The 23,410-nt window shown below is 64.9% G+C and carries 13 protein-coding genes; 4 read left to right on the top strand and 9 right to left on the bottom strand.

What is annotated here, in order from left to right; genetic code table 11:
• Positions 1-75 precede the first annotated feature (75 nt).
• Positions 76-960, bottom strand: coding sequence for a Ku protein (locus tag IVB46_RS17750; protein WP_247304371.1), 885 nt, complete (start codon positions 958-960; stop codon positions 76-78).
• Positions 961-1,077: 117 nt separating this feature from the next.
• Here IVB46_RS17750 and ligD point away from each other — a divergent pair, with 117 nt between their 5' ends.
• Positions 1,078-3,744, top strand: coding sequence for a DNA ligase D (gene ligD / locus IVB46_RS17755; protein WP_247304369.1), 2,667 nt, complete (start codon positions 1,078-1,080; stop codon positions 3,742-3,744).
• A gap of 106 nt (positions 3,745-3,850) precedes the next feature.
• On the opposite strand, the gene IVB46_RS17760 is transcribed toward ligD, so the two are convergent.
• Positions 3,851-4,015 (bottom strand): DUF3309 family protein, encoded by a 165-nt coding sequence (locus IVB46_RS17760; RefSeq protein WP_007595743.1) that lies wholly within the window; start codon positions 4,013-4,015, stop codon positions 3,851-3,853.
• A 182-nt stretch (positions 4,016-4,197) separates the two neighbouring features.
• Between IVB46_RS17760 and IVB46_RS17765 the strand changes: the two genes are divergently transcribed.
• On the top strand, positions 4,198-4,515 hold the full coding sequence (locus tag IVB46_RS17765; protein ID WP_085405235.1) for a polyhydroxyalkanoic acid system family protein: 318 nt from the start codon (positions 4,198-4,200) through the stop codon (positions 4,513-4,515).
• A 3-nt stretch (positions 4,516-4,518) separates the two neighbouring features.
• On the opposite strand, the gene treY is transcribed toward IVB46_RS17765, so the two are convergent.
• The 6 genes from treY to IVB46_RS17795 are packed head-to-tail and all read right to left on the bottom strand — an operon-like array spanning position 4,519 to position 18,527.
• Positions 4,519-7,305 carry a malto-oligosyltrehalose synthase gene (gene treY / locus IVB46_RS17770; RefSeq protein WP_247304367.1) on the bottom strand — a complete coding sequence of 929 codons (2,787 nt, stop codon included), beginning with the start codon at positions 7,303-7,305 and terminating at the stop codon, positions 4,519-4,521.
• Between the two features lies 1 nt (position 7,306).
• Complete coding sequence (gene treZ, locus IVB46_RS17775; protein WP_247304364.1) at positions 7,307-9,061, bottom strand: malto-oligosyltrehalose trehalohydrolase; 1,755 nt, start codon at positions 9,059-9,061, stop codon at positions 7,307-7,309.
• The gene (gene glgX / locus IVB46_RS17780) at positions 9,058-11,136 is read right to left on the bottom strand and encodes a glycogen debranching protein GlgX (RefSeq protein WP_166344014.1); all 2,079 of its coding nucleotides are present in this window, start codon (positions 11,134-11,136) and stop codon (positions 9,058-9,060) included. The genes treZ and glgX overlap by 4 nt, the downstream gene beginning before the upstream one ends.
• A 3-nt stretch (positions 11,137-11,139) precedes the next feature.
• Positions 11,140-13,287: a 1,4-alpha-glucan branching protein GlgB gene (gene glgB / locus IVB46_RS17785; protein WP_247304362.1), complete on the bottom strand. Its 2,148-nt coding sequence runs from the start codon at positions 13,285-13,287 to the stop codon at positions 11,140-11,142.
• A complete protein-coding gene (gene treS, locus IVB46_RS17790; RefSeq protein ID WP_247304360.1) occupies positions 13,280-16,570 on the bottom strand; it encodes a maltose alpha-D-glucosyltransferase in 3,291 nt (1,096 codons plus the stop codon). Before treS ends, glgB begins: the two co-directional genes overlap by 8 nt.
• Before the next feature lie 10 nt (positions 16,571-16,580).
• On the bottom strand, positions 16,581-18,527 hold the full coding sequence (locus IVB46_RS17795; protein WP_247304358.1) for a maltotransferase domain-containing protein: 1,947 nt from the start codon (positions 18,525-18,527) through the stop codon (positions 16,581-16,583).
• 204 nt (positions 18,528-18,731) lie between these two features.
• On the opposite strand from IVB46_RS17795, the gene malQ reads away from it, so the two are divergent.
• Both malQ and IVB46_RS17805 read left to right on the top strand, forming a co-directional pair.
• Positions 18,732-20,693, top strand: a complete 1,962-nt coding sequence (gene malQ, locus IVB46_RS17800) for a 4-alpha-glucanotransferase (protein ID WP_247304356.1) — start codon at positions 18,732-18,734, stop codon at positions 20,691-20,693.
• Positions 20,694-20,723: 30 nt separating this feature from the next.
• Positions 20,724-22,526, top strand: a complete 1,803-nt coding sequence (locus IVB46_RS17805) for a glycoside hydrolase family 15 protein (protein WP_247304354.1) — start codon at positions 20,724-20,726, stop codon at positions 22,524-22,526.
• Positions 22,527-22,582: 56 nt separating this feature from the next.
• On the opposite strand, the gene IVB46_RS17810 is transcribed toward IVB46_RS17805, so the two are convergent.
• Positions 22,583-23,395 (bottom strand): HAD family hydrolase, encoded by an 813-nt coding sequence (locus IVB46_RS17810; RefSeq protein WP_247304352.1) that lies wholly within the window; start codon positions 23,393-23,395, stop codon positions 22,583-22,585.
• Between the last annotated feature and the right edge of the window lie 15 nt (positions 23,396-23,410).

A 23,410-nucleotide genomic window follows, 5' to 3' on the forward strand; every position in this document is an offset into this window, starting at 1 on the left:
GCGAGGCCTGCATGGTTCGAGACGGCGCTTCGCGCCTCTTCACCATGAGGGCAGAGAGTGGGTCGCGCGGCGAAATCACCCCGCCTTCCTCTGCCGCGCCGTCGAGCGCTGCGTCTTCTTCGCCGCTCGCTGGCGCCCGGTGGCGCGACGCGCATGGGACTTCGCCGCCGTCTTCTTCCCGCCGCGTCCCTTCAAGCTCTGCTTCAGCGCGTCCATCAGGCTGACGACGTTGCTCGGCCGCTCCTCGCGCTCCGGCAGCTCGATTGTCTTGCCGCTGGCCTTGCGCTTCACCAGCGCCTTCAGCGCGGTCTCGTACTCATCCTTGAACTTGCTCGGGTCGAAATGTGCGGCCTTGGTACGCAGGATGTGGCCGGCGAGCTCGACCATGTCCTTGGTGATCTTGGGGCTCTTGATGCCGTCGAAGAACTGGTCCTCGTCGCGGAGCTCGTAGGGGAAGCGCAATGTGGTGCCGAGCAGGCCCTTGCCGAGCGGTTCGATCGCGATGATGTGCTCGCGGTTGGTGAGCACGATCTTGGCGAGCGCCACGCGGTCCTGGTCCTTCATGGCGTCGCGGATCACGGCAAAAGCATCGACCGCAGCCTTGCCGTCGGGCGTGATATAATAGGGATGATTGAGATAGCGCTGGTCGATCTCGTCGCTCGGCACGAAACTCTCGATGTCGATGGTGTGGTTGCTTTCGATCTGGACCGCCTCGAGCTCCTCCGGCTCGATCTCGACATATTTGCCCTTGCGCAGCTCGTAGCCGCGTCCCTTCTGGCCGCTCTCGACCACGTCACCGGTCCCGGAGTCCACCATCTGCTGCTTGAGCCGGTTTCCGGTCTCGCGGTTGATCATGTGAAACCGCGTCTTCTCGGCCGCGGTGGTCGCCGGATAAAGCGCGACCGGGCAACTGACCAGCGAGAGCTTTAACGTTCCCTTCCAATAGGCGCGCGGGGCCATTCCGTTCTCCAGCGTTTCAAGGCATTTTGGAACCCCAACAGCCCCATCGGGTTTTGGTTCCGGGTGGGACTTCCGCCGTGATAGGCTTCAACGCCGAAAGAGAATGCGGGATCGGTCGTGCTGCGAAAACTCTCCACCTACCGACAGAAACGCGATTTCGAGAAGACACCGGAGCCGTCGGGCAAGACCGCGGTGGCGCCATCGGCGCAGCGGCGCTTCGTGATCCAGAAGCACGATGCGACGCGACTGCACTATGATCTGCGGCTCGAGTTCGACGGCGTGTTCAAGTCGTGGGCGGTCACCAAGGGACCCTCGCTCGATCCGCATGACAAGCGGCTGGCGGTCGAGGTCGAGGACCATCCGCTCGACTATGGCGATTTCGAAGGCACGATTCCGGAAGGGCAGTATGGCGGCGGCACGGTCATGCTCTGGGACCGTGGCACCTGGGAGTCCGAGGATCCCGAGCGCAGCTTCCAGAAGGGCGACCTCAAGTTCACGCTCCACGGCGACAAGCTGCATGGAAGCTGGGTGCTGGTGCGGATGAGGCATGACCGCACCGGCGGCAAACGCACCAACTGGCTCCTGATCAAGCATCGCGACGAATATGCCAGCGAGAGCGACGACATTCTCAGCGAGGACAAGTCGGTGGCCTCCGGCCGCGCGATGGCAGAGATCGCCGATGGCAAGGGTCGCGCGCCAAAACCGTTCATGCTGGTGAAGGGTGCCAAGGTCAAGGCCGATGCGGTCTGGCAGTCCAATCGTGCCGAGGAGCCGAAAGGGCGCACGGTCAGGCCGGCGCCCGGTGCGGCGTTGAAGCGCGGGACGGGCGCAAAGAAGAAAGCGACGACCGCGACGACCGCGAAAAAAGTCTCGGAGATGCCGGACTTCGTCGCGCCGCAGCTCTGCACCCCGGTCGAGCGGCCGCCGGCGGCCGACGGCTGGTGCCACGAGATCAAGTTCGACGGCTATCGCGTCCAGCTCCGCGTCGAGGACGGCGAGGCGACGCTGAAGACGCGCAAGGGCCTCGACTGGACCGACAAGTTCGCAGCCATCGCGAAGGAGGCGGGCGAGCTTCCCGACGCCATGATTGACGGCGAGATCGTCGCGCTCGATCACAACGGCGCACCGAATTTCTCCTCGCTCCAGGCCGCGCTGTCGGACGGCAAGACCGAGGACCTGATCTTCTTTGCGTTCGACCTCCTATTCGCCGAGGGGCTCGATTGCCGGCGCCTGCCACTCGGCGAGCGCAAGGACCGCCTCAGGCAAGTCCTGGACGCAGGCAAGAAGAAATCGAGCCAAATCCGCTATGTCGAGCATTTCGAGAGCAGCGGCGATGCCGTGCTGCAATCGGCCTGCAAACTCGAGCTCGAAGGCGTGGTGTCGAAGAAGCTCGATGGGCCTTACCGTTCGGGGCGAACGGAAAGCTGGACCAAGGCCAAATGCCGCGCCGGCCATGAGGTCGTGATCGGCGGCTGGAAGACCACCAACGGCAAATTCCGCTCGCTGATGGCCGGCGTGCACCGCGGCGATCATCTTGCCTTCGTCGGCATGGTCGGCACCGGCTTCGGCGCGGACAGGGTCAAGCGCATCATGCCGTCCTTGAAGGCCATGGAGGCCAGGCAAAGCCCCTTCGGCGGCAAGAACGCGCCGAAAAAGACGCGCGACGTGCACTGGCTGAAGCCGGAGCTCGTCGCCGAGATCGAGTTCGCCGGCTTCACCGCCGACGGCAACATCCGCCAGGCCGCCTTCAAGGGCCTGCGGCAGGACAAGCCGGCCGAGGAGGTCGAGGCGGAAACACCCGCTGATACCGAACTCGCAAAGCCCTCGGCCAGGAAGCGTGCCGTGCCGAAGGCAGGCAAGCGGAAGGATGCCGGCACGGCCGAGGTGATGGGTGTCGTCATCTCAAAGCCGGACAAGGAGCTGTGGCCGGATGGCGGCGACGGCGAGGGCGTCACAAAACTCGATCTCGCGCGCTATTTCGAGGCCGTCGGCGCCTGGATGATCGAGCACATCAAGGGCCGGCCCTGTTCGATCCTGCGCGCGCCTGATGGCATCGGCGGCGAAAAATTCTTCCAGCGCCATGCCATGCAGGGCACGTCGAACCTGCTGGAGCTCGCGAAGGTCTCGGGCGATCGCAAGCCGTACCTGCAGATCGATCGCGTCGAGGGGCTCGCCGCGGTCGCGCAGATCGGCGGCGTCGAGCTGCATCCCTGGAATTGTGCCCCGGACGCCTACGATACGCCGGGCCGGCTGGTGTTCGATCTCGATCCCGCGCCGGACGTCAAATTCGCCGATGTCGTGGACGCCGCCAAGGAGATGCGGCAGCGCCTCACCGACGTCGGCATGGAGAGCTTTTGCAAGACCACCGGCGGCAAGGGCCTGCACGTGGTGGTGCCGCTGCTCCACGGCGCGCGCGACAAGGTGAGCTGGAAGGAGGCCAAGGCGTTCGCGCAAGGCGTTTGCCAGTGGATGGCCGACGACAATCCCGAGCGCTATCTGCTCAACATGTCGAAGAAGCTGCGCAACGGAAAGATCTTCCTGGATTATTTGCGCAATGACCGCCTGTCGACGGCGGTAGCTCCGCTGTCACCCCGTGCGCGCGATGGCGCGACCGTGTCGATGCCCGTGACATGGGCGCAGGTGAAGGGCGATCTCGATCCGAAGCGGTACACGGTGCGGACGGTGCCGGGTCTGCTGGCGCGCTCGAAAGCCTGGGATGGCTATGACAACGCGGCCACATCGATCACTGCGGCGGCGAAGAAGCTCGCGGGGAAGAAGAAGTAGGGTGGGCAAAGCGAAGCGTGCCCACCAGCTTTCTTATTGCGGCGAAGAGGTGGGCACGGCGCGTTGCGCCTTTGCCCACCCTACGAAGCCGCTACAGCTCCTTGCGCTAGATCCGTCCGAGCAACAGCAGGATCAGCAGGATGACGATGACGAGCCCGAGGCCGCCGCCGCCGTAATAGCCGGTGCCGTAGAACGGGCCGCCGCCGATGCCGCTGAAGCCACCGAGCAGCGCGATGACCAAAATGATCAGAATGATCGTACCGATAGACATGCTAGTCTCCTCCAGCCCTTTGTTGAAAGGGTCGTTTGCACCTGTCCCGTGGTGCGAGGGCAACTTGCCGCAGGTTCTATAGTTCCCACGATGAAACACGGCGAACGGGCCCAACTTGCATGGAACCTTTGCTAGTCCAGGCGGCATGACTATGTGAGGATCAGTCACCACAGGGCAGCGCCATGTCAGCACCGCTTGTCGTCTCCATTCCGCATCGTCTCGGCCGCGAGGAAGCCGTGCGCCGGCTCAAGACCGGGCTCGGCCGCGCCGCAGCCAGCATTCCCGTGATGCAGGTCGAGGAGGAGCGCTGGAACGGTGACAGCATGAATTTTCGCATCCGCGCGCTCGGGCAGATCGCAAGCGGCCAGGTCGATGTCGCCGACGACCACGTCAAGGTTGAGGTGGTGTTGCCATGGCTGTTGCAGCGCTTCGCCGAGATGGCGCAGGCGACCATCCGCAAGCGCGGGCAGCTGCTGCTGACCAAGGACGGGGGCAAGTAGCCGTCAGGTACGAGCGCGCTGTTGCCTGGGTCTCGCCGTGCTGGCGGCACGTGCTTCGATGACCGCAGCAGGAAAATCCCGGAAGGCTTGCGCGAGCGGCAATTCAATGCCGGCAAGGCCCGGCCCGGTGTAGCCGGTGACGTCGATCGTCGCGTCAACGTCCTCGAACGCGGGCCATTGTCGGCCCTCTTGCGTGAACGGCGCAAACTGGCGCCCGACCACGACGATCGCAGCCGCGCGGCCGTGTCGGCGGACAAAGGCAATGATGTGGTCTGCGTGCGCGCCCTGGACCTGCAGCGGCTGATACTCGCCCTGCGCGAACACATCGGCGAGTTCGTTGCGCAATTTGAGCAGGTGCCGCGTCCAGGCCAGCTTGAGCTGGCCGTTCGGCCAGGTCTTGATCCGCTCGCGCCAGTCCGGCGCTTCCAGTGACGTCAGCGCCGTCTGCCGCGCGGCAAAGTCCACCGGGCGGCGGTTGTCGGGATCGACCAGCGACAGGTCCCAATATTCGGTCCCTTGGTAGAAGTCGGGCACGCCGGGCAGCATCGCCTTGAGCGTGAGCTGGCTCAGCGAGTTCAAGGCGCCGAGCAGCGCGACGCGGCGTGCCAGGGTTTGCAGCGCCTCCAGGAACTCGCCGGATTGCGCTGGATCGAGGATCTTCGCGATGAAGCTCGCGACGCCGTTCTCATAGGCCTCGTGCGGGTTGAGCCAGCTGGTCTCCTCCTTGCCCTCGCGTGCAGCCTTGAGCGCATAGGCCTGGATGCGCTCGACGAAGCCGGCATCGGCCGTCTCCCCAAGCGACCAGGCGCCGAGCAGGGTCTGATAGAGCATGTATTCGAACGTCGCCGACGGCGCGCGCAGATTGCCGTCGAGCGCGAGGTGCGGCGCGTTCAGGACTTTCCAGCGTGCCACGGCGCTGGTCCATTCGCCGGGAATCTCGCTGAGCGCCGCGATGCGCGCGCGCGCGTCCTCGCCGCGCTTGGTGTCGTGGGTCGCGGTCGCCGTCATCCCTTGCGGCCATTCGTTGGCACGCGCGCGCATAGCCTCGTGGAAGGCAGGTACCGTGAGGCCGTTGCTCGCGGGGTCGCCGCCGACCTCGTTCAGGGCGAGCAGCCGGTGGAATTGATAGAACGCGGTGTCCTCCAGCGACTTCGCCATCATCGGTCCCGTGAACTGCTGCACCTTCAGTGCGAAGCGGCGCACCCGCGGGGCGCTGTGCGGGGGACGGCCGGGCTTGAGCAGGTCCATGGTGAGGGTATCGCGCAGGAAATCGAAGATGCCTTCATCCGCGGCGAACCATTCCGCGCGGGCCCGTTCGATGGTGTCGTCGATCAGCTTGCGGTCGAGCGCGGTCGGGCCGCTATGCGTCAAATACGTGCGATAGACCGGGAAGTGCAGCACGTACAATTCGAGTGCCTGCCGCAGGCTGTCGGCGGAGAAGTCGCGGGTCGAGTAATGCCCGTTGGCGATCCGCGCGAGCAGGCGGGTCAGCACGGTGAATTCGCTGGTCAGCAGCGTCTCCAGCACGCGCCGCTTGGCATCCTTGACGTAAGGCGCCAGCCGCGGCGGGCGGTTGCTGATCTGCCGCCAGGTCTCGTTCAGCGCCTCCAGCCCTTTCGCGTCGACCAGAACCTGGGTGATGACGTTCATCCACTCGTAGCCCGTGGTGCCCTGAACGCCGGCGAAATGCGGCAGGCGCTCGTGCTCGCACAGGATTTTTTCGATCACGGTATAGAACGGTTTGGTGTTGCCTTGCGCGTCGCGCACCAGCCGGCGCAGCCGCTGGCAATATTGTGCGGGATCGCGCAGGCCGTCGATGTGATCGAGGCGGATGCCTTGCAGCTTGCCGTCGGCAATGAGCTGCTTCACCAGCCGGTGCGTGGCGGCGAACGTGCTCGCGTCCTCGACGCGCAGGCCCGCGAGCCCGTTGACGTCGAAGAAGCGGCGATAGTTGATGTCGCTGGAGGCGAGCCGCCAGTGCCCGAGCTTGTAGTGCTGGCGCTCCAGCAGATGATGCAGCGCCAGCGTCTGCGCCGGACGATCCTTGGCGGAACGATAGGTGGCGAGACCGCGTTCGATGATGTCGACGCTGCCTGCGATCTCCTTGAGCTCCGCCTTGAAGCCGGGCGCTTCCCTGCGGTTGGGGCGACGCAGCCCGGTGTAGCGGGCCGCGAGCGCGAGCAGGCGCTTGCCGGCCTCGGTCTCGGCGGCGTCGGCTTCCTTCACGATCACGCGCAGCATTTCGCCATAGCGTTCCGGCGCGATCGGCAGGCGATGCTCGAAATACCAGGCGGAAAAACTGCCTTCATCGGCATCGTAGCGCAGCTCGATGTCGCCGCGCTCCAGCGCCTCGCCATAGGGCGAGCCGAGGATCGGCAGCAGCACGCCGCCGCGGGCACGATAGGCCAGTTGATCCCAGTCGATGTCGAAGGAAACCGCGTGCGGTGATGCCTGGCCCCATTCCAGTACGTCGAGCCACCAGGGATTGTCGGCAAAGTGCACGCCGACATGGTTCGGCACGAAGTCGATGATGAGGCCGAGGTCGTGCTGCGTGAGGGCATCGCTCAATCGAGCAAAGCCGGCCTCGCCGCCGAGCTCGGGATTGAACTGGCTGTGGTCGACGGTGTCGTAGCCGTGGGTCGAGCCCTTGCGCGCCTTCATCACCGGCGAGGCGTAGAGATGCGTGATCCCGAGTGCCTTGAGGTAAGGCACGATCGCGGCGGCCTTGTCGAAGTCGAAATCCGCGGTGAGCTGAAGCCGATAGGTCGCCAGAGGAATGGCAGGAGGCATGCTAACCTCCGAGATGCCAGATCACCGACCAGGGTGGGAGCCGATCGCCGTTGACAGAGCCCCAGATCGGCGTGCCTGTCGCGTCGCTGGGACGTGCGATGTCCTTGTCCGAGAGATTGGCGGTCAGGCGCAGCCTCGCGCCGTCGCCCATGCGCCAATGCGCGGTGAGCAGGCCGCTATCAGCCGTCCCGGCATCGCCGAACCTCGCACCCTTCAGCCGCGGTGCGATCTCCTTGTGACGCAGCGCGAGCAGCTCCCGCACCAGCGCCAGCCGCGCATCCTGCTCCGGCGTGTGGCCGGTCCAATCCAGCACGGCCGATTGCAGCGTTTTGGGATCGAGCGGATCGGGGACCTCGTCGCCGTATTTCTCGTAGGCCCAGGCATATTCCTGCTTGCGACCCTTGCGGACGGCATCGGCAAGGCCACCCTGGAAATCGCAGAAGAACGGGAAGGGCACCGTGGAGCCCCATTCCTCGCCCTGAAACAGCATCGGCACCATCGGTGCGAGCAGGGTCACCGCGAGTGCGGCTTCGATCTGCCGCGGTGATGCCAGGCTCTCGAGCCGGTCGCCCAGCGGGCGGTTGCCGATCTGGTCGTGGTTTTGCAGGAAGTTGACGAAGGTCGCCGGCGGCAGCTCGCCGCTCGCCTCGCCGCGCGGCTTCTTGCCCCAGAACTCCGAGGTCTCGCCCTGGTAGACGAAGCCCGACGCGAGCGCGCGCGCAAGATCCATGCGCGGCGTCTGGTAGTCGGCGTAATAGCCCGCGAGCTCGCCGGTCAGCATCACGTGCCAGACGTGGTGATAATCGTCGTTCCACTGCCCGCGATATTTGCCGTTGGGAGGATCCTGCGCGGCATCGAGCAGGCTGGCGCGGTTGTCGCCGTTCTCCAGCACGAGATGGATGTGCCGCCCGGTGGCCTTGGCAAGCTCGCCGGCGGCGACGCTGAGATCCTGCAACATCGACTGCTCGCCCGGGATCGCCATGATGTGATTGGCGGCATCCAGTCTCAGGCCGTCGAAGCGGTAGTCCGTGAGCCAGGACAGCGCGTTCTCGACCGCGAAGGCCCGGACCTGCGGCACGCGATAATCGATCGCGCTGCCCCATGGCGTATGCGCATCGGTGAAGAAGGCCGGCGCATAGCGGCCGAGATAATTCCCCTCGGGGCCGAAATGATTGTAGACGACGTCGAGGAACACCATCAGCCCGCGCAGATGCGCCTCGTCGATCAGTGTCTTCAGGTCCTCGGGCCGGCCATAGGCGCTGTCGGGCGCGTACCACAGCACGCCGTCATAGCCCCAGCCGCGGCGGCCGGCGAAATCGGCCAGCGGCATCAATTCCAGCGCGGTGATCCCGGTCGCAACGAGATGATCGAGCTTGTCGATCATGGCGCGGTAGGTGCCCTCAGGCGTGAAGGTGCCGACATGGGTCTCGATCAGCACCGTCTCTTCCCAGGGACGTCCGCGCCAATCGCGCGCGCGCCACGCAAAGGCATCATGATCGACGACTTCGCTCGGGCCAAAAACGTCGTCCGGCTGGAAGGCTGATGCGGGATCGGGCACGTCGATCTCGTCGTCGATCCTGAACTGGTAGGGACTTCCGACGGGCAGGCCGGCAATCTCGGCGACATACCAGCCATCCTGCCGGCGCTGCATCGCGTGCCTTCTGTCGAGCAGGAGATCGACTCGGCGAGCACCGGGCGCCCACAGCCGGAACGACACGCCGTCCTTGGTCGGCCTCGCCCCGAAGGATGGTCTCATAGCGCCCCCGCGAAGGCGAGCACGGAGCGCGGCGGCGCCTTGCTGTCGCTTCCGGGCTGCAGATCAACACTGTTCGGTCTGGCATCGGTGGTGTTCAGGATCTGCTGCCAGCTTTTGTACTCGGCCATTTTGGGCAATTTGAATGCGATCTCTTCGGGGGCGGCGTTCAGTACGATAAAGATCGCGGCGCTCCCCGGTTCCATCGGCCCCATCACATAGGAGAGGAACCGCCCTTCCGGAAATTTCCAGTCGTTCTCCGTCATCTCGTCGCCGGCGGGCGTCAGCCACAGCGCGCCGTAGGAGACGCCGTCCTTGGGCCGGCCATCGAGCCAGCGATGGCTGCGAAGCTGCGAGAAGCGGCGGCGGATCTCCGCGAGCCCGGCGACGAAATCGACCATGTCGTCGCCGTCCTTGCCGAGATTGTCCCAGCCGACCCAGCCGACCTCGTTGTCCTGGCAATAGGCGTTGTTGTTGCCGGACTGCGAATTGCCGACCTCGTCGCCGGCCAGGATCAGCGGAACGCCCTGCGCCAGCATCAGGCAGGCCAGCACGTTCTTGCGAAGCTGCCGCCGCAGCCCGAGAATCCCGGGATCGTCGGTCGGACCCTCGACACCGCAATTGTTGCTGTGGTTGTCGCTGGAGCCGTCGCGATTGTCCTCGCCATTGGCCTCGTTGTGCTTCTCGTTGTAGCTGAAGAGGTCGGCGAGCGTGAAGCCGTCATGCACGGTGATGTGGTTGATGCCGGCGCGCGGCCGCCGTCCGTCATGGTTGAACAGGTCGGATGACGCCGTCATGCGGCTCGAGATGTCGCCGATCAGGCTGCCTTCGCCGCTCCAGTAGCGGCGCATGGCGCTGCGATACCGATCGTTCCACTCCGACCATTGGGAAGGGAATGCGCCGACCTGGTAGCCGCCGAGCCCGAGATCCCAGGGTTCGGCGACGAGCTTCACCGCCGCCAGCACCGGGTCCTGCCGGATCGCCGTCAGGAACGAGCTGCCGCGATCATAGCCGTTCGGTCCGCGCGCGAGCGTGGTGGCGAGGTCGAAGCGGAAGCCGTCGACATGGCAGACCTCGACCCAGTAGCGCAGCGAATCCATCACCATCTGGAGCACGCGCGGATGGGTGAGGTTCACCGACGAGCCGCAGCCGGTGAAGTCGTCGTAATAGCGCGGGTTCTCGCGGTTCAGCCAGTAATAGGAGGCATTGTCGATGCCGCGGTAGCACAGGGTCGGACCGAGATGATTGCCTTCGGCCGTGTGGTTATAGACGACGTCGAGCATCACCTCGATGCCGGCATCGTGCAGGCGCGCGACCGTGGTGCGGAAGGAATCGAGCGCATTGTCCTGGGCGTAGCGCGGTTCGGGCGCAAAGAAGGACAGCGTGTTGTAGCCCCAGTAGTTGACGAGCTTCTTCTCGACCAGAATGCGGTCGTCGATGAAGCTGTGGATCGGAAGCAGCTCGACGGTGGTGACGCCGAGCGTTTTCAAATGCTCGATCATCGCCGGCGACGACAGGCCGCCATAGGTGCCGCGCAAATTCGGCGGCACGTCGTCGCGCTTCTGCGTCAGGCCCTTGACGTGGGCCTCGTAGATGATGGTGTCTTCCCAGGGGATGTTCGGCCGGATCTCGCGACGGCCCCAGTTGAAGGTCTCGTCGACGACGACGGCCTTGGGCATGCCGCGCGCGTTGTCGCGCCGATCGAACGAGAGGTCCTCGCGCGGTGAGCCGGTGCGATAGGCGAAATGGGCATCGCTCCAGACCAGCCGCCCGGCGAGCCGTTTGGCGTAGGGGTCGAGCAGCAGCTTGTTGGCGTTGAAGCGGTGGCCGTGCTCGGGCTCGTAGGGGCCGTGCACGCGATAGCCGTAGAGCTGGCCCGGCGAGATGTCGTTGAGATAGCCGTGCCAGACGTCCTCGGTCCGCTCGGGCAGCTCGACACGCTCGAGTTCGCGCCTTCCCTGCGTGTCGAACAGGCACAGCTCGACTTTCTGCGCATTGGCGGAGAACAGCGCGAAATTGGTGCCGCGTCCGTCCCAGCTTGCGCCGAGGCGTGCGGGCGATCCGGCGGTCAGGCGCATCGGTCAGCTTTCCGGAACGAGGAAGATCGCGGCGAGCGGCGGAACGGTGAGGCGAAGCTCGGGCGCCTTGCCGCCAGCGGCATGAACCTCGCCGATGTTTCCGACATCGGTGCCGCCGTAATGGGCGGAGTCCGAATTGAACACTTCTTTCCACTTGCCGGCAAAGGGCACGGGGACGCGATAGTTGCGATAGACGTTGGGTGAGAAGTTGATGATCACGAGACACCGTGCGTGCTCGTCGAATCCCTTGCGCAGCCAGGCGAACACGTTGCGGTTGGCGTCATCCGTGATCAGCCATTCGAAGCCGGCCGGTTCGCAATCCATCTGGTGCAGCGCCGGCACCGCGCGATAGAGCCGGTTGAGGTCGCGGATCAGCGCCTGGATGCCGGAATGGTACTTGTATTCGAGCAGGTGCCAGTCGAGCGACTGGTCGTGATTCCATTCGCGGCTTTGCGCGAGTTCCGCGCCCATGAACAACAGCTTCTTGCCGGGATGGCCGAACATGAAGCTGTAATAGGCGCGCAAATTCGCAAACCTCTGCCACTCGTCGCCGGGCATGCGGCCGAGGATCGAGCGTTTGCCGTGCACGACCTCGTCATGCGACAGCGGCAGAATGAAGTTCTCCGAGAACGCGTAGTGCAGACCGAACAGGATATCGCCGTGATGATGCTTGCGGTGGATCGGATCCTTGCTGATGTAGTTCAGCGTGTCGTGCATCCAGCCCATGTTCCACTTGTAGCCGAAGCCGAGCCCGCCGAATTCGACTGGGCGCGAGACCTGCGGCCACGCGGTGGATTCCTCGGCCGCCGTGGTCGCCTGCGGGAAGCGCGCGAACAATTCGGTGTTGAAGCGGCGCAGGAACGCGATCGCCTCGATGTTCTCGCGGCCGCCATACTGGTTCGGAATCCAGGCGCCCGGCGGGCGGCTGTAGTCGAGATAGAGCATGGAGGCGACCGCATCGACGCGCAGGCCGTCGATCGCGTAGCGCTCGAGCCAGAACAGCGCGTTCGACACCAGGAAGTTCGTCACTTCGGTGCGGCCGTAATTGTAGATCAGCGTGCCCCAGTCGAGGTGGCGGCCCTGGAGCGGATTGGCATGCTCGTAGAGCGAGGTGCCGTCAAAGCTGCCGAGCCCGTGCGGATCGTCAGGGAAATGGCCGGGCACCCAGTCGAGCAGCACGCCGACGCCCTCGCGATGGCAGGCATCGACCAGGGCGGCAAAATCCTCAGGCCCGCCGAAGCGGCTGGTCGGCGCATAGAGGCCGGTCGGCTGATAGCCCCAGGAGCCGTCGAACGGATGCTCGCTGACGGGCAGGAATTCGAGATGGGTAAAGCCCATGTCGCGGGCATAGGCCGGCAGCTGCTCGGCCAGCTCGCGATAGGTGAGCCATTCGTCGCCGTTCTTGCGGCGCCAGGAGCCGAGATGGACCTCGTAGATCGACATCGGCGCCGAGAGCGCGTTGATGCCATCCGGCGCCGGGCGCGGGCGCGCGAGATGTGCCTCGTCGAACACGATGGAAGCCGTCTTCGGTCGCACCTCGCTCGCAAAGGCCATGGGATCGGACTTCAGCGGCAACTGGTGGCCGTGCGGCCCGATGATATCGAACTTGTAGTGGTCGCCGCCCTTGGCGTGCGGGATGAACAATTCCCAATAACCGGCACCGCGCACCCGCATCGGATGGCGCCGCGCGTCCCAGAAATTGAAATCGCCGACCACGGACACGCGCCGCGCATTCGGCGCCAGCACGACGAAGCCGATGCCGTCGATGCCTTCGAGCCGCATCGGATGCGCGCCGAGCTTGTCGTAGAGGCGCTGATGGGTGCCTTCGCCGAGCAGATAGAGATCGAAATCGGTCAGGATCGGCGGGAAGCGATAGGCGTCCTCGAACTCGACGGTGTTGTCGCCGAACCTGGCGCGGAGCTGATAGCGCTTCGAGCCGTTCGGCAAGGCGCCGATGAACAGGCCCGAAGCGTGGACGCGATCGAGCTTCGCCACCTCGCCATGTTCGCCCACCGCCTCGACATTGCTGGCCTCGGGGAGGAACGCGCGCACCACGCTCTTGCCGCCCTCGGGATGCAACCCGAGATAATGGAAGGGGTCGGGGTGGCGGCCCTCGATGATCGCGTAGGCCTCGGCTGGCAGTTTAGGCATGGGCTTCGCTCTCATTGGACAGAATGCGAAGCAGTCCGGTCAGCGGCGCGCGGAGCCCCTCAGGCCGGTGGGACAGCTCGTACTCTACTTCGTCGAAGGCTTGATCAAGCAGGAAAAACCTTAACAGGCCTTCCGCGGATTGCCGATCTTCCGGCCACAGCCGGCGATCGGTCATGGCTTCGCGGTAAGCGTTAAGGAATGTCGCGGCGGCGCGTTCGCGCCATTCGCCGAGTGCGGTCGCGAGCCGGTCCTGCTCGTCGGATGCGCCCGTCAGCGCGCGGCTGAGCGCTGTGTTAACCGAAAGCTCGATCGAGCGGATCAGGCCGGCGACGTCGCGTGCGGCCGGTGCCTTGCGCCGCTTGTCGGCCAGCGGCAGACGCGGATCGCCGTCGAAGTCGATGATGAAGATATCGTCCTTCACGATCAGGATTTGCCCGAGGCGGAAGTCGCCATGATGACGGATGTTCAACCCGCCGATGTCGGATGGCAAGAGTGCATAGAGGTGGTCGGGCAGGGTCGCGCGCACCGCGACGAGCTGGTCGATCAGAGGCCGGTCGGCCTCGCGCAGGCCGTCGCGGCTGTCGGCCAGCCGTTCGAAGATCCGCTCGGCCCGTGCCTTGAGCCCGGATGCCCAGCGCTCGACCTGTGCGGGGCCGATCGGCTCCGGCGCGAGATCATCGGGCCTTGCGGCGGCGAGAGCCACATGCAGCTCGGCGAGCCGCCGGCCGATCTGCGCCATGAAGTGCAGGTAAGGCGCCTGCTCCTGGGTCTCTCGGGGCGCTTCGCTCATCGGCGCCAACCGCTGCTCGTCGATATAGCGGTCGAGGTAACCCGTGGTGACGGCCCAGCCGTCGCCCTGGTTCTCGACATAGGCGTGCAGCACGCCGACCGCGCTGCTTCTGTCGCCTTCGACCAGTTCGACGCTGCCGAGCAGCGCCGGCGTATTGGCAAAGTGCGCGACGTCGGTGAGGTAGGAGCCAATCTCGATCTCGGGATTGATGCCGCCTTCGAGCTGGCGATAGATCTTGGCGACGTACTGGTTGTCGACCAGCGCCGTGCTGTTCGACTGCTCGATGGCGCGGATGCGTTCGGGCTCCTTGATGATGTAATCGGCGAACCGGCTGGTCGCCTTGAACTCCAGACGCAGATTGTTCTCTTCCACCACCAGGTTCTGCGACAGATTGCGCAGGAACAGGCCGATGAAGATCTGCTCGGTCGCAACGTCGAGCAAGGTACCTTCGCGCGCGCCCTGACGCACGGCGGCGAGCGCCTTCGGGTTGAAGCGTTCGCGGTCGAAGCGCACCCATTCGATCTGCATCGCCAGCACGTAGCGCGCCGTGGCATCCTGTTGCGCGGTTTCGAAGATCGCGATCCAGGGCCTGTTGTCGCCGATGTCGCAGAACGGAACCGCCGAGGTCAGCGTCGGCTTGATCTGCTTGGGATCTTGCTCGGGATACCAGCGCGTGCGCGACAGGAAGCCTGGCAGCACCTCATGCTCGAACACGCCGCGCTCGCGCGCCAGCGACACCCAGGTCGAATTGACCGGCACCACCAGCGTCTCGAACTCAGGCACCGCGCGCGGCGTCACCGGCTCGGACTTGTTGCGCTCGGTGAGCTGGAACCAGTAGAAGCCGTAAGGCCCCAGCGTGATCATGTAGGGCACCTCGCCGATCGGCGGAAAACGCGTGCGTCCGAGCATCTCCTGCGGAATGCGGTCCTTCCACGGCGACAGATCGAGCTCGGTCGCCTGGGCTGCGCGCGAGAGGTTGGCGACGCACAGGATCACCTCGTCGTTGTACTGCCGGACATAGGCCAGCACGGCGCGGTTGGCCGGGCGGATGAAGGTCATGGTGCCGCGGCCGAAGGCGAGGGTCGATTTGCGCACCGAGATCAGGCGCTTGGTGGCGCTGAGCAGCGAGGACAGGCTGCGCGACTGCGCCTCCACGTTCACCGACTCGTAGCCGTAGACGGGGTCCATGATCAGCGGCGCGTAGAGACGGGCGGGATCGCAGCGGGAGAAGCCGCCATTGCGGTCCGGGCTCCACTGCATCGGCGTGCGCACGCCGTTGCGGTCGCCGAGATAGATGTTGTCGCCCATGCCGATCTCGTCGCCGTAATAGATGATCGGCGTGCCGGGAAAGGACAGCAGCAGCGAGTTCATCAGCTCGATCTTGCGGCGGTCATTGTCCATCAGCGGCGCCAGCCGCCGGCGGATGCCGACATTGATGCGGGCGCGGGGATCGTTGGCGTAGGTGGTCCAGAGATAGTCGCGCTCGACGTCGGTGACCATCTCCAGCGTCAGCTCGTCATGGTTGCGCAGGAACAGCGCCCATTGGCAGCTTGCGGGAATGTCCGGCGTCTGGCGCAAGATGTCGGTGATCGGAAAGCGGTCTTCCTGCGCGATCGCCATGTAGATGCGTGGCATCAGCGGGAAGTGGTAGGCCATGTGGCACTCGTCGCCGCGGCCGAAATATTCCTGCACGTCCTCCGGCCATTGATTGGCCTCGGCCAGCAGCAGCTTGCCCTTGGAGTAGGAGTCCAGTTCCTGGCGCAGGCGCTTGATGATCGCATGCGTCTCCGGGAGGTTCTCGTTGTTGGTGCCGTCGCGTTCGCAGAGATAGGGGATGGCGTCGAGGCGGAATCCGTCGACGCCGGCATCCAGCCAGCGCTTCATCACCTGGATCAGGGCGCTGACCACGCGCGGATTGTCGAAATTGAGGTCCGGCTGGTGCGAGAAGAAGCGGTGCCAGTAGAACGCCCCGGCCTCGTGGTCCCAGGTCCAGTTCGACTTCTCGGTGTCGGTGAAGATGATCCGCGTGCCCTGGTATTTCTGGTCGGTGTCGCTCCAGACATACCAGTTGCGGGCGCTCGAGCCCGGATGGCTGCGGCGCGCGCGCTTGAACCATTTGTGCTGGTCGGAGGTGTGATTGACGACGAGCTCGGTGATGACGCGCAGGCCGCGCTTCTGCGCTTCCTGGATGAAGCGCTTGAAGTCCTTCATTGTCCCGAAATCGGGATTGACCGAACCGTAGTCGGCGATGTCGTAGCCGTCGTCGCGTCCTGGCGATGGATAGAACGGCAACAGCCACAGCGCGGTGACGCCGAGCTCCTGGAGATAGGGCAGCTTCTCGGTCAGTCCGGCGAAATCGCCGATGCCGTCATGGTTGCTGTCGGCAAACGCCTTGACGTGGAGCTGGTAGATGATGGCGTCCTTGTACCAGAGTTCATCCACGATCTCGGCTGCCTCGGCTTTTTGGGTGTCGACGGAAGACAAAACATTCATGGCGTGATCCTTACGCCAGGCAGCGGAACAGCAGCGCCGGGTCGCGGTCGGGATCTATATGTAATTTGATCCCGCCCCATTCGATGCGGGACAGTTCGCCTGTGATGAGATTTTCGAGTGCGGTGACGTGGCGGCGTGTGCCGCCGGCGTCGATGGTGAGGTCGCCGAGCGGCAACCAGACTTCGCGGACATGGCGCGAGAGGGCGATGACCGCGACGACGGTGTTGGCTGGATCGGCCGCCTCCTTGGCAAAGGCGATCGTCTCGCCGTCCTCGACGCCGAGGAAGCGCAAATTCTCCATTTGTTGAAGTGCGGCGTTATCGTTGCGGATGCGATTGAGCGCGGCGATGTAGGTCTTGATGTTGCCGGGCCGGTCCCAGTCGCGCGGCTTGATCTGGTACTTCTCGGAATCGAGATATTCTTCGCGGCCGGGAATCGCGTCATGCTCCAGCAGCTCGAACCCGCTGTAGATGCCATAACTGCTAGAGAGCGCCGCGGCCAGTGCGACCCGTGACTTGAACGCCCAGGGCTCGCCGCCCTGGAGATGATAGGGCAGCAGGTCGGGCGTGCTCACGAACAGGTTCGCCCGATAGAAATCGCGCTCGGGATGGCGGGTCAGCTCGCCCAGATATTGCTCCAGCTCCCACTTCGCCGTGCGCCAGGGGAAATAGCTGAAGGACTGTGCAAAGCCGAGCTTGGCGAGGCCCTTCATCAGCTTCGGTCGTGCAAAGGTCTTGGAGAACAGGATCACCTCGGGATGGCGGCGGCGGATGTCGCTGATCAGCCACTCCCAGAACGGAAGCGGCGCGGTGTCGTGATTGTCGATGGCGAAGATGGTGACGCCGTGGTCGATCCAGAACAGCATGGCATCGCGAAACGCGTTCCACAGCCCGGCCCGGTCGACGGAGGCGAAGTCGGGGATGACGATGTCCGAATAGGGATCATCCGCCGTCCGCACCGAGCGGTCCGGCCGCCATTTGAACCATTCCGGATGCTGCGTCAGCCAGGGATGGTCCGGCGAGCATTGCACGGCGAAGTCGAGCGCGAGCTCGAGGCCGTATTCGAGACAGGTCGCGACCAGCGCGCGGAAATCCTCGATCGTGCCGAGCTCGGGATGCAGTGCATCGTGCCCGCCCTCGGCCGTGCCGATCGCATAGGGCGAGCCGGGATCGCCTTCGGTCGCCACCGGCGCATTGTTGCGGCCCTTGCGGCGGGTGCGGCCAATGGGGTGGATGGGCGTGAAGTAGAGCACGTCAAAGCCCATCGCGGCGATGTCGGGCACGCGCGCGATGCAGTCACGCAGCGTGCCGTGCCGGCCGGGACTCTGGCTCTGGCTGCGCGGCATCATCTGATACCAGGCGCCGAAGCGCGCTCTGTCGCGGTCGACGATCAGCGGGAAGTTCTGCGAGCGGGTCAGGTCGGGCCGCGACTGGCTCTCAGCCATGGCCGCGCCGAGATCGGCTGCCAGCAGCGAGCCGACATCGCCGGTCTGAAGATAGTCCTCGCATTGCTTCACGATGACCGCCGCGGCGTCCTGCCGGGCGCCATGTGCCTTGGTCAGGAGGCCGGCGCCCTCGATCGCATCGAGGCTGACGTCCGCGCCGGCGCGCCGTTTGCGTACAACCCCGTGCGACCAGGTGGCGAATTCGTCGGTCCATGCCTCGATCGCATAGACATATTGGCCGGGCTCGACGGGGGTGAACGCGCCGGACCAGCGGTCATTGCCGTGATGGATCATCGGCTCGCTCCGCCATTCCCGGTCCTGCTCTCCTCGCCAGATCAGCGCGGCACCGATCACCGCGCTGCCGTCGCGATAGATGTCGGCCCAGACGTCGACCCGTTCGCCCGCAATCCGCTTCACGGCGAAACGGCCGCCGTCGATCGAGGGATAGATATCTTCGATGAGGAAAGCGCCGCCGGCTGCGGCACTCTCGACAGTTTGAATTGTCTTGTTCACGGTGATGCCATTGACAAGAAAGCAGGAGCCCGTTTCCCTTGTCGGGAACCTACGCTTGATACCAATATAGAAAGCCGCTTGTGTGTCATTGGTTCCCTCGGGAACGGCAGGCACGGTCTGCGAGTTAGCCCTGACTAACCTCTTCCACGACCTCGTTAAATTCCCTGCCCCCGGCCGGATGACGGCCTGCAAGCTGCGTGCCGAATGGATCTTTTAGCTCAAGCCCGGATCAAGGGCGTTCAGTCCGAATTCGTCGATGCCCTCGGAAAGCTGCGGGTCACCGATCCCGTGGCCCTCAAATCCATCCTCGAGGCCCTGCCGGAGAAGCGGGTTTACCGCTTCGTCGGCGGGCCCGTGGTGGTGCGCGCCCTGGGACATCCGCGCACCGAATTGACGACAATCGGCGCGCCGCCGCTGCAATGGACATTGCGCGCAAACGGCAATGTGATCGCGCAAGGCGAGACCCACGAGCCCGTGATCGCCTGGCCCGCTGGCCTGCCGCTCGGTTATCACCGGTTGACGCTGACCGATGCCAAGGGTGTTGCGGAAGAGGTGCCTATGATCGTGGCGCCCGAACGCGCCTTCGGCGGCGATTTAGCCCGTGGCTGGCTGCTCGCCGTGCAGCTCTACAGCGTCCGCTCGGAGCGCAATTGGGGCATCGGCGATTTCACCGACCTTGCCGGCCTCGTCCGGCTCGCGAGGCAGCTCGGCGCCGATGGCGTCGGGCTCAATCCGCTGCATGTCCTGTTCGACAACCACCCCGCCGATTGCAGCCCCTATTCGCCGAACAGCCGGCTTTTTCTCAACCCGCTCTATATCGACGTCGAGGCGATCCCGGAATTTTCCGCCGACCTCGTCCCCGACGCGGCTGCGACCGCCGCACGGCTGCGCGAAGGCGATCGTGTGCCCTATGCGGACATGGCGGCGCTGAAATGGCTCGGCCTGCGCGCCGCCTACAACAGTTTCGTGACGAGCGCGAGCGAGCCGCGCCGCAAGGAATTCGACGCCTTCCGCGCCGACCGCGCGCCGCTGTTGTCCCGCTTTGCCTGCTTCGAGGTGCTGCGGCATCGCTTCACCGGGCCTTGGTGGGAGTGGCCGCAAGAGTGGCAGCAGCCGGATGAAGCCAAATGCGCCGAGCTCCGCAACGGTCCCGACAAGCGCGAGGTCGAGTTCGTCGAATTCGTGCAATGGACGGCCGATAGCCAATTGCATGCCGCCAAGGAATTGGCCGGCCAGCTTGGCATGCGCGTCGGGCTCTATCTCGACGTCGCCGTCGGCGTGCAGTCCAACGGCTTCGACGCCTGGAACGAGCAGATGGCGATTTCGCGCCATCTCGCCGTCGGCGCGCCGCCCGACGTGCTCAACACCGTCGGGCAGGATTGGGGCCTTGCCGGCTTCAATGCCGGTGGTCTGGAGGCGCAATCCTTCGTGCCGTTCGCCGACATGCTGGCCGCCTCGATGCGCCATGCCGGCGCGATCCGGCTCGATCACGTGCTGGGCTTGAAGCGGCTGTATCTGGTGCCGCGCGGCTTCAAGCCGGACAACGGCGCCTATGTGCGGATGCCGTTCGAGGCGCTGCTCGGCGCCGTGGTGCGCGAGAGCGCGGCGCACAAATGCATCGTGATCGGCGAGGACCTCGGCACCGTGCCGGAAGGTTTCCGCGAGACCATGCAGGATTTCGGCATCTGGTCCTACCTCGTCATGATGTTCGAGCGCGACGATGCCGGCCGTTTCCGCAATGCCGACCATTACCGGCCCAATGCGCTGGTCACGCTGAACACGCATGATCTGTGCACCTACGCCGGCTGGCGCTCCTTCAGCGATCTCAAGATGAAGCGCTCGCTCGGGCTCGACCCCGGCGAGAATGACCAGGCGCGCTGGGATGCGCTCGGCAGGCTCGACGAGATCCTGCGCCAGAACGGCATCAACGCCAACGATCTCTATTCGGTGCTCGCGTTCCTGTCGCGGACGCCGTCGCGTCTGCTGGCGGTGTCGCTGGAGGATCTGCTCGGCGTGATTGACCAGCCCAACATTCCCGGTACGATCGACGAGCATCCGAACTGGCGCCAGCGCCTGCCGGTGGCGCTCGACAAGATCGCCGCCAAGGTCGATGTTACGGCCTTGAAGGCGGCGACGCGGGAACGCTCGTTGACCGGCGGGAGTTGAAACGGCGGATTTTCCGGGGCTCGTGACACATTGGCTCAGAGGATCGAGGACTATGCGCTGATCGGCGATTGCGAGACCGCAGCGCTGGTCGGGCGCGACGGCTCGATCGACTGGCTGTGCTGGCCGGCCTTCGATTCCGATGCCTGCTTTGCCGCGATCCTCGGCACGCACAAGAACGGCCGCTGGCTGATCGCGCCGGGCGAAGACACGACCTCCATCTCGCGCCGCTATCTCGGCAACACCCTCATCCTCGAAACGCGCTTCGAGACCAGGAGCGGCGCCGTTGCGCTGATCGACTTCATGCCGCCGCGCGGCAAGGCCTCCGACATCGTGCGGCTGGTCCGCGGCCTCACGGGCACGGTGAAGATGCGGATGGAGCTCGTCATCCGCTTCGGCTTCGGCGTCGACATTCCCTGGGTGCGACGCATCGACCATTCGCTGCTGGCGATCGCCGGCCAGGACATGACGGTGCTTCGCACCCCGGTGGAGACCCGCGGCGAGGATCTGACCACGGTCTCCGACTTCGACGTGAAGGCCGGTGAGACGGTGCCGTTCGTGCTGACCTACGGCCCCTCGCATCTCGATCCGCCCGCGCCGATCGATCCGGAGATCGCCTTCCAGGAGACAGAGAAATTCTGGAACGAATGGTGCAGCCGCTGCACCCGCGACGGCGAATATCACGATCTGATCGTACGCTCGCTGATCACGCTGAAGGCGCTGACCTTCGCCCCCACCGGCGGCATCGTCGCGGCGCCCACCACCTCGTTGCCGGAAAAGCTCGGCGGCGCCAGGAATTGGGATTACCGCTTCTGCTGGTTGCGCGATGCGACCTTCACGCTGCTGGCGCTGATGAACTCGGGTTACACCGAGGAAGCGTTGGCCTGGCACAATTGGCTGCTGCGCGCGGCGGCAGGCTCGCCGGCGGACATGCAGATCATGTACGGCATCTGGGGCCAGCGGCGTCTGCTGGAATGGGAAGCGGGCTGGCTCGACGGTTATGAGGGCGCCCAACCGGTGCGCGTCGGCAACGCCGCGCATGCGCAGCTCCAGCTCGACGTCTACGGCGAACTGATCGACGCCTTCCACCAGTCGCGCATGGCGAAGCTGAAGCTCGACGACGAGACGACCTGGGCGCTGGAATGCGCCGTGCTCAACCATCTCGCCGAGGTCTGGGACCATCCCGACAACGGCATCTGGGAGCTGCGTGGACAGCCCAGGCACTACGTGTTCTCCAAGGTCATGACCTGGGTCGCCTTCGACCGCGGCATCAAGAGCGCCGAGACCTTTGGCTTCAAGGCGCCGCTCCTGCATTGGCGTGCCCTGCGCGAAGCCATTCATCGCGATGTCTGCAACAAGGGATTTGACGCGGAGGAGAATGCCTTCGTCGACTTCTATGGTTCAAAGCTGCTCGATGCCAGCGTGCTACTGCTGCCGGCCGTCGGCTTCCTGCCGCCATCGGACCCGCGCATTCGGGGCACCATCGCCGCCGTCGAGAAACACATGATGCGCGACGGTTTTGTGCTGCGCCACGATCCCCGCGAGATATCCGAGGAGAAACAGCCGATCGAGGGCGCGTTCCTGGCGTGCAGCCTGTGGCTGGCCGATGCGCATGTGCTGGCCGGCGATCTCGACAAGGCGCAAGCCTTGCTCGACCGCGTGGTCGGCATCGCGAACGATGTCGGCCTCTTGGCCGAAGAATATGATTCAGGCGCCCGGCGCCAGACCGGCAATTTCCCGCAGGCGCTGACCCACATCGCGCTGATCAACACCGCTCATAATCTCTCGGCGGCGAGGCAGGAAAGCGAAAAGCCGGCGGTGCAGCGGTCGAAGTAAGGGGGGAGGGAACGCACCTCCGTCGCGGCGCCAGTCGAGTATCATCTCATCAGATATCAGCCCACCCCGTTCCGCTTCAAGATCACCTCCATCGCCTCCGCAAAGCCGTCCTGTTCGTTGGTCGCGGTGACGTGGGTGGCCTGGTCCTTGACGCTGTCGGTGGCATTGCCCATGGCGATCGAGGTGCCGCTGACGCGGAACATCGCGAGGTCGTTCTGCATGTCACCGATGGTGGCGACCGCGTCGGAGGAAATACCAAGGCGCTTGGCCATGGCTTGCACGAACGTGCCCTTGTCGAAGCCGGGCGGCGTGATGTCGAGATAATAGGTCTGCGAGCGCACTGCAGTGGCCGCGCTGCCGAGCGCCTCCTGCATCGCTTTCTCGCAACGCTCCAGGCCGGCGGCATCGGTGCTGGCGCCGACGATCTTGCAGGCGTTCGCAAGGTACGGCGAGAAATCCGTCACGATGGTGGGATCGGAACGGATCGTGTGCTGCTCGTGCGCGACGTATTTACCATCAGGGTTGTCGATCAGCCATTTGTCGGTGGTGAAGAGCCAGATGTCGGCGCCGAACTCCCGGAGGATCTGCAAGGACCGTTCGGCGGCGCTCGCCGGGATCAGGTGCTGCTCGACCGGATGCATCTCGGGATCGACGATCGAGGAGCCGTTGAACGGGCCGATCGGCAGCCAGAGCGCCAGCGGCTCGACCAGGAACCGCATGCCGATCGCGGGGCGGCTGGAGGTGATGGTGAAGCCGATGCCGGCCTTGTGCAGCCGCTGGACCGCGGACCGCGCGCGCTCCGTCAGCGTCTTGTCCTTGGTCAGCAGCGTGCCGTCGACGTCGGAGACGACCAGTGAGATTTTCGTCATGGCAGGACCTCAGGG

It is taken from the genome of Bradyrhizobium sp. 61, from assembly GCF_023073075.1.
GTDB classification, from domain to species: domain Bacteria; phylum Pseudomonadota; class Alphaproteobacteria; order Rhizobiales; family Xanthobacteraceae; genus Bradyrhizobium; species Bradyrhizobium barranii.

Bases quoted from the DNA above. Each gene is read 5' to 3' on its own strand.
- IVB46_RS17750 (WP_247304371.1), bottom strand. From the start codon at position 960: ATGGCCCCGCGCGCCTATTGGAAGGGAACGTTAAAGCTCTCGCTGGTC.
- IVB46_RS17760 (WP_007595743.1), bottom strand. From the start codon at position 4,015: ATGTCTATCGGTACGATCATTCTGATCATTTTGGTCATCGCGCTGCTC.
- IVB46_RS17765 (WP_085405235.1), top strand. From the start codon at position 4,198: ATGTCAGCACCGCTTGTCGTCTCCATTCCGCATCGTCTCGGCCGCGAG.
- treY (WP_247304367.1), bottom strand. From the start codon at position 7,305: ATGCCTCCTGCCATTCCTCTGGCGACCTATCGGCTTCAGCTCACCGCG.
- treZ (WP_247304364.1), bottom strand. From the start codon at position 9,061: ATGAGACCATCCTTCGGGGCGAGGCCGACCAAGGACGGCGTGTCGTTC.
- glgX (WP_166344014.1), bottom strand. From the start codon at position 11,136: ATGCGCCTGACCGCCGGATCGCCCGCACGCCTCGGCGCAAGCTGGGAC.
- glgB (WP_247304362.1), bottom strand. From the start codon at position 13,287: ATGCCTAAACTGCCAGCCGAGGCCTACGCGATCATCGAGGGCCGCCAC.
- treS (WP_247304360.1), bottom strand. From the start codon at position 16,570: ATGAATGTTTTGTCTTCCGTCGACACCCAAAAAGCCGAGGCAGCCGAG.
- malQ (WP_247304356.1), top strand. From the start codon at position 18,732: ATGGATCTTTTAGCTCAAGCCCGGATCAAGGGCGTTCAGTCCGAATTC.
- IVB46_RS17810 (WP_247304352.1), bottom strand. From the start codon at position 23,395: ATGACGAAAATCTCACTGGTCGTCTCCGACGTCGACGGCACGCTGCTG.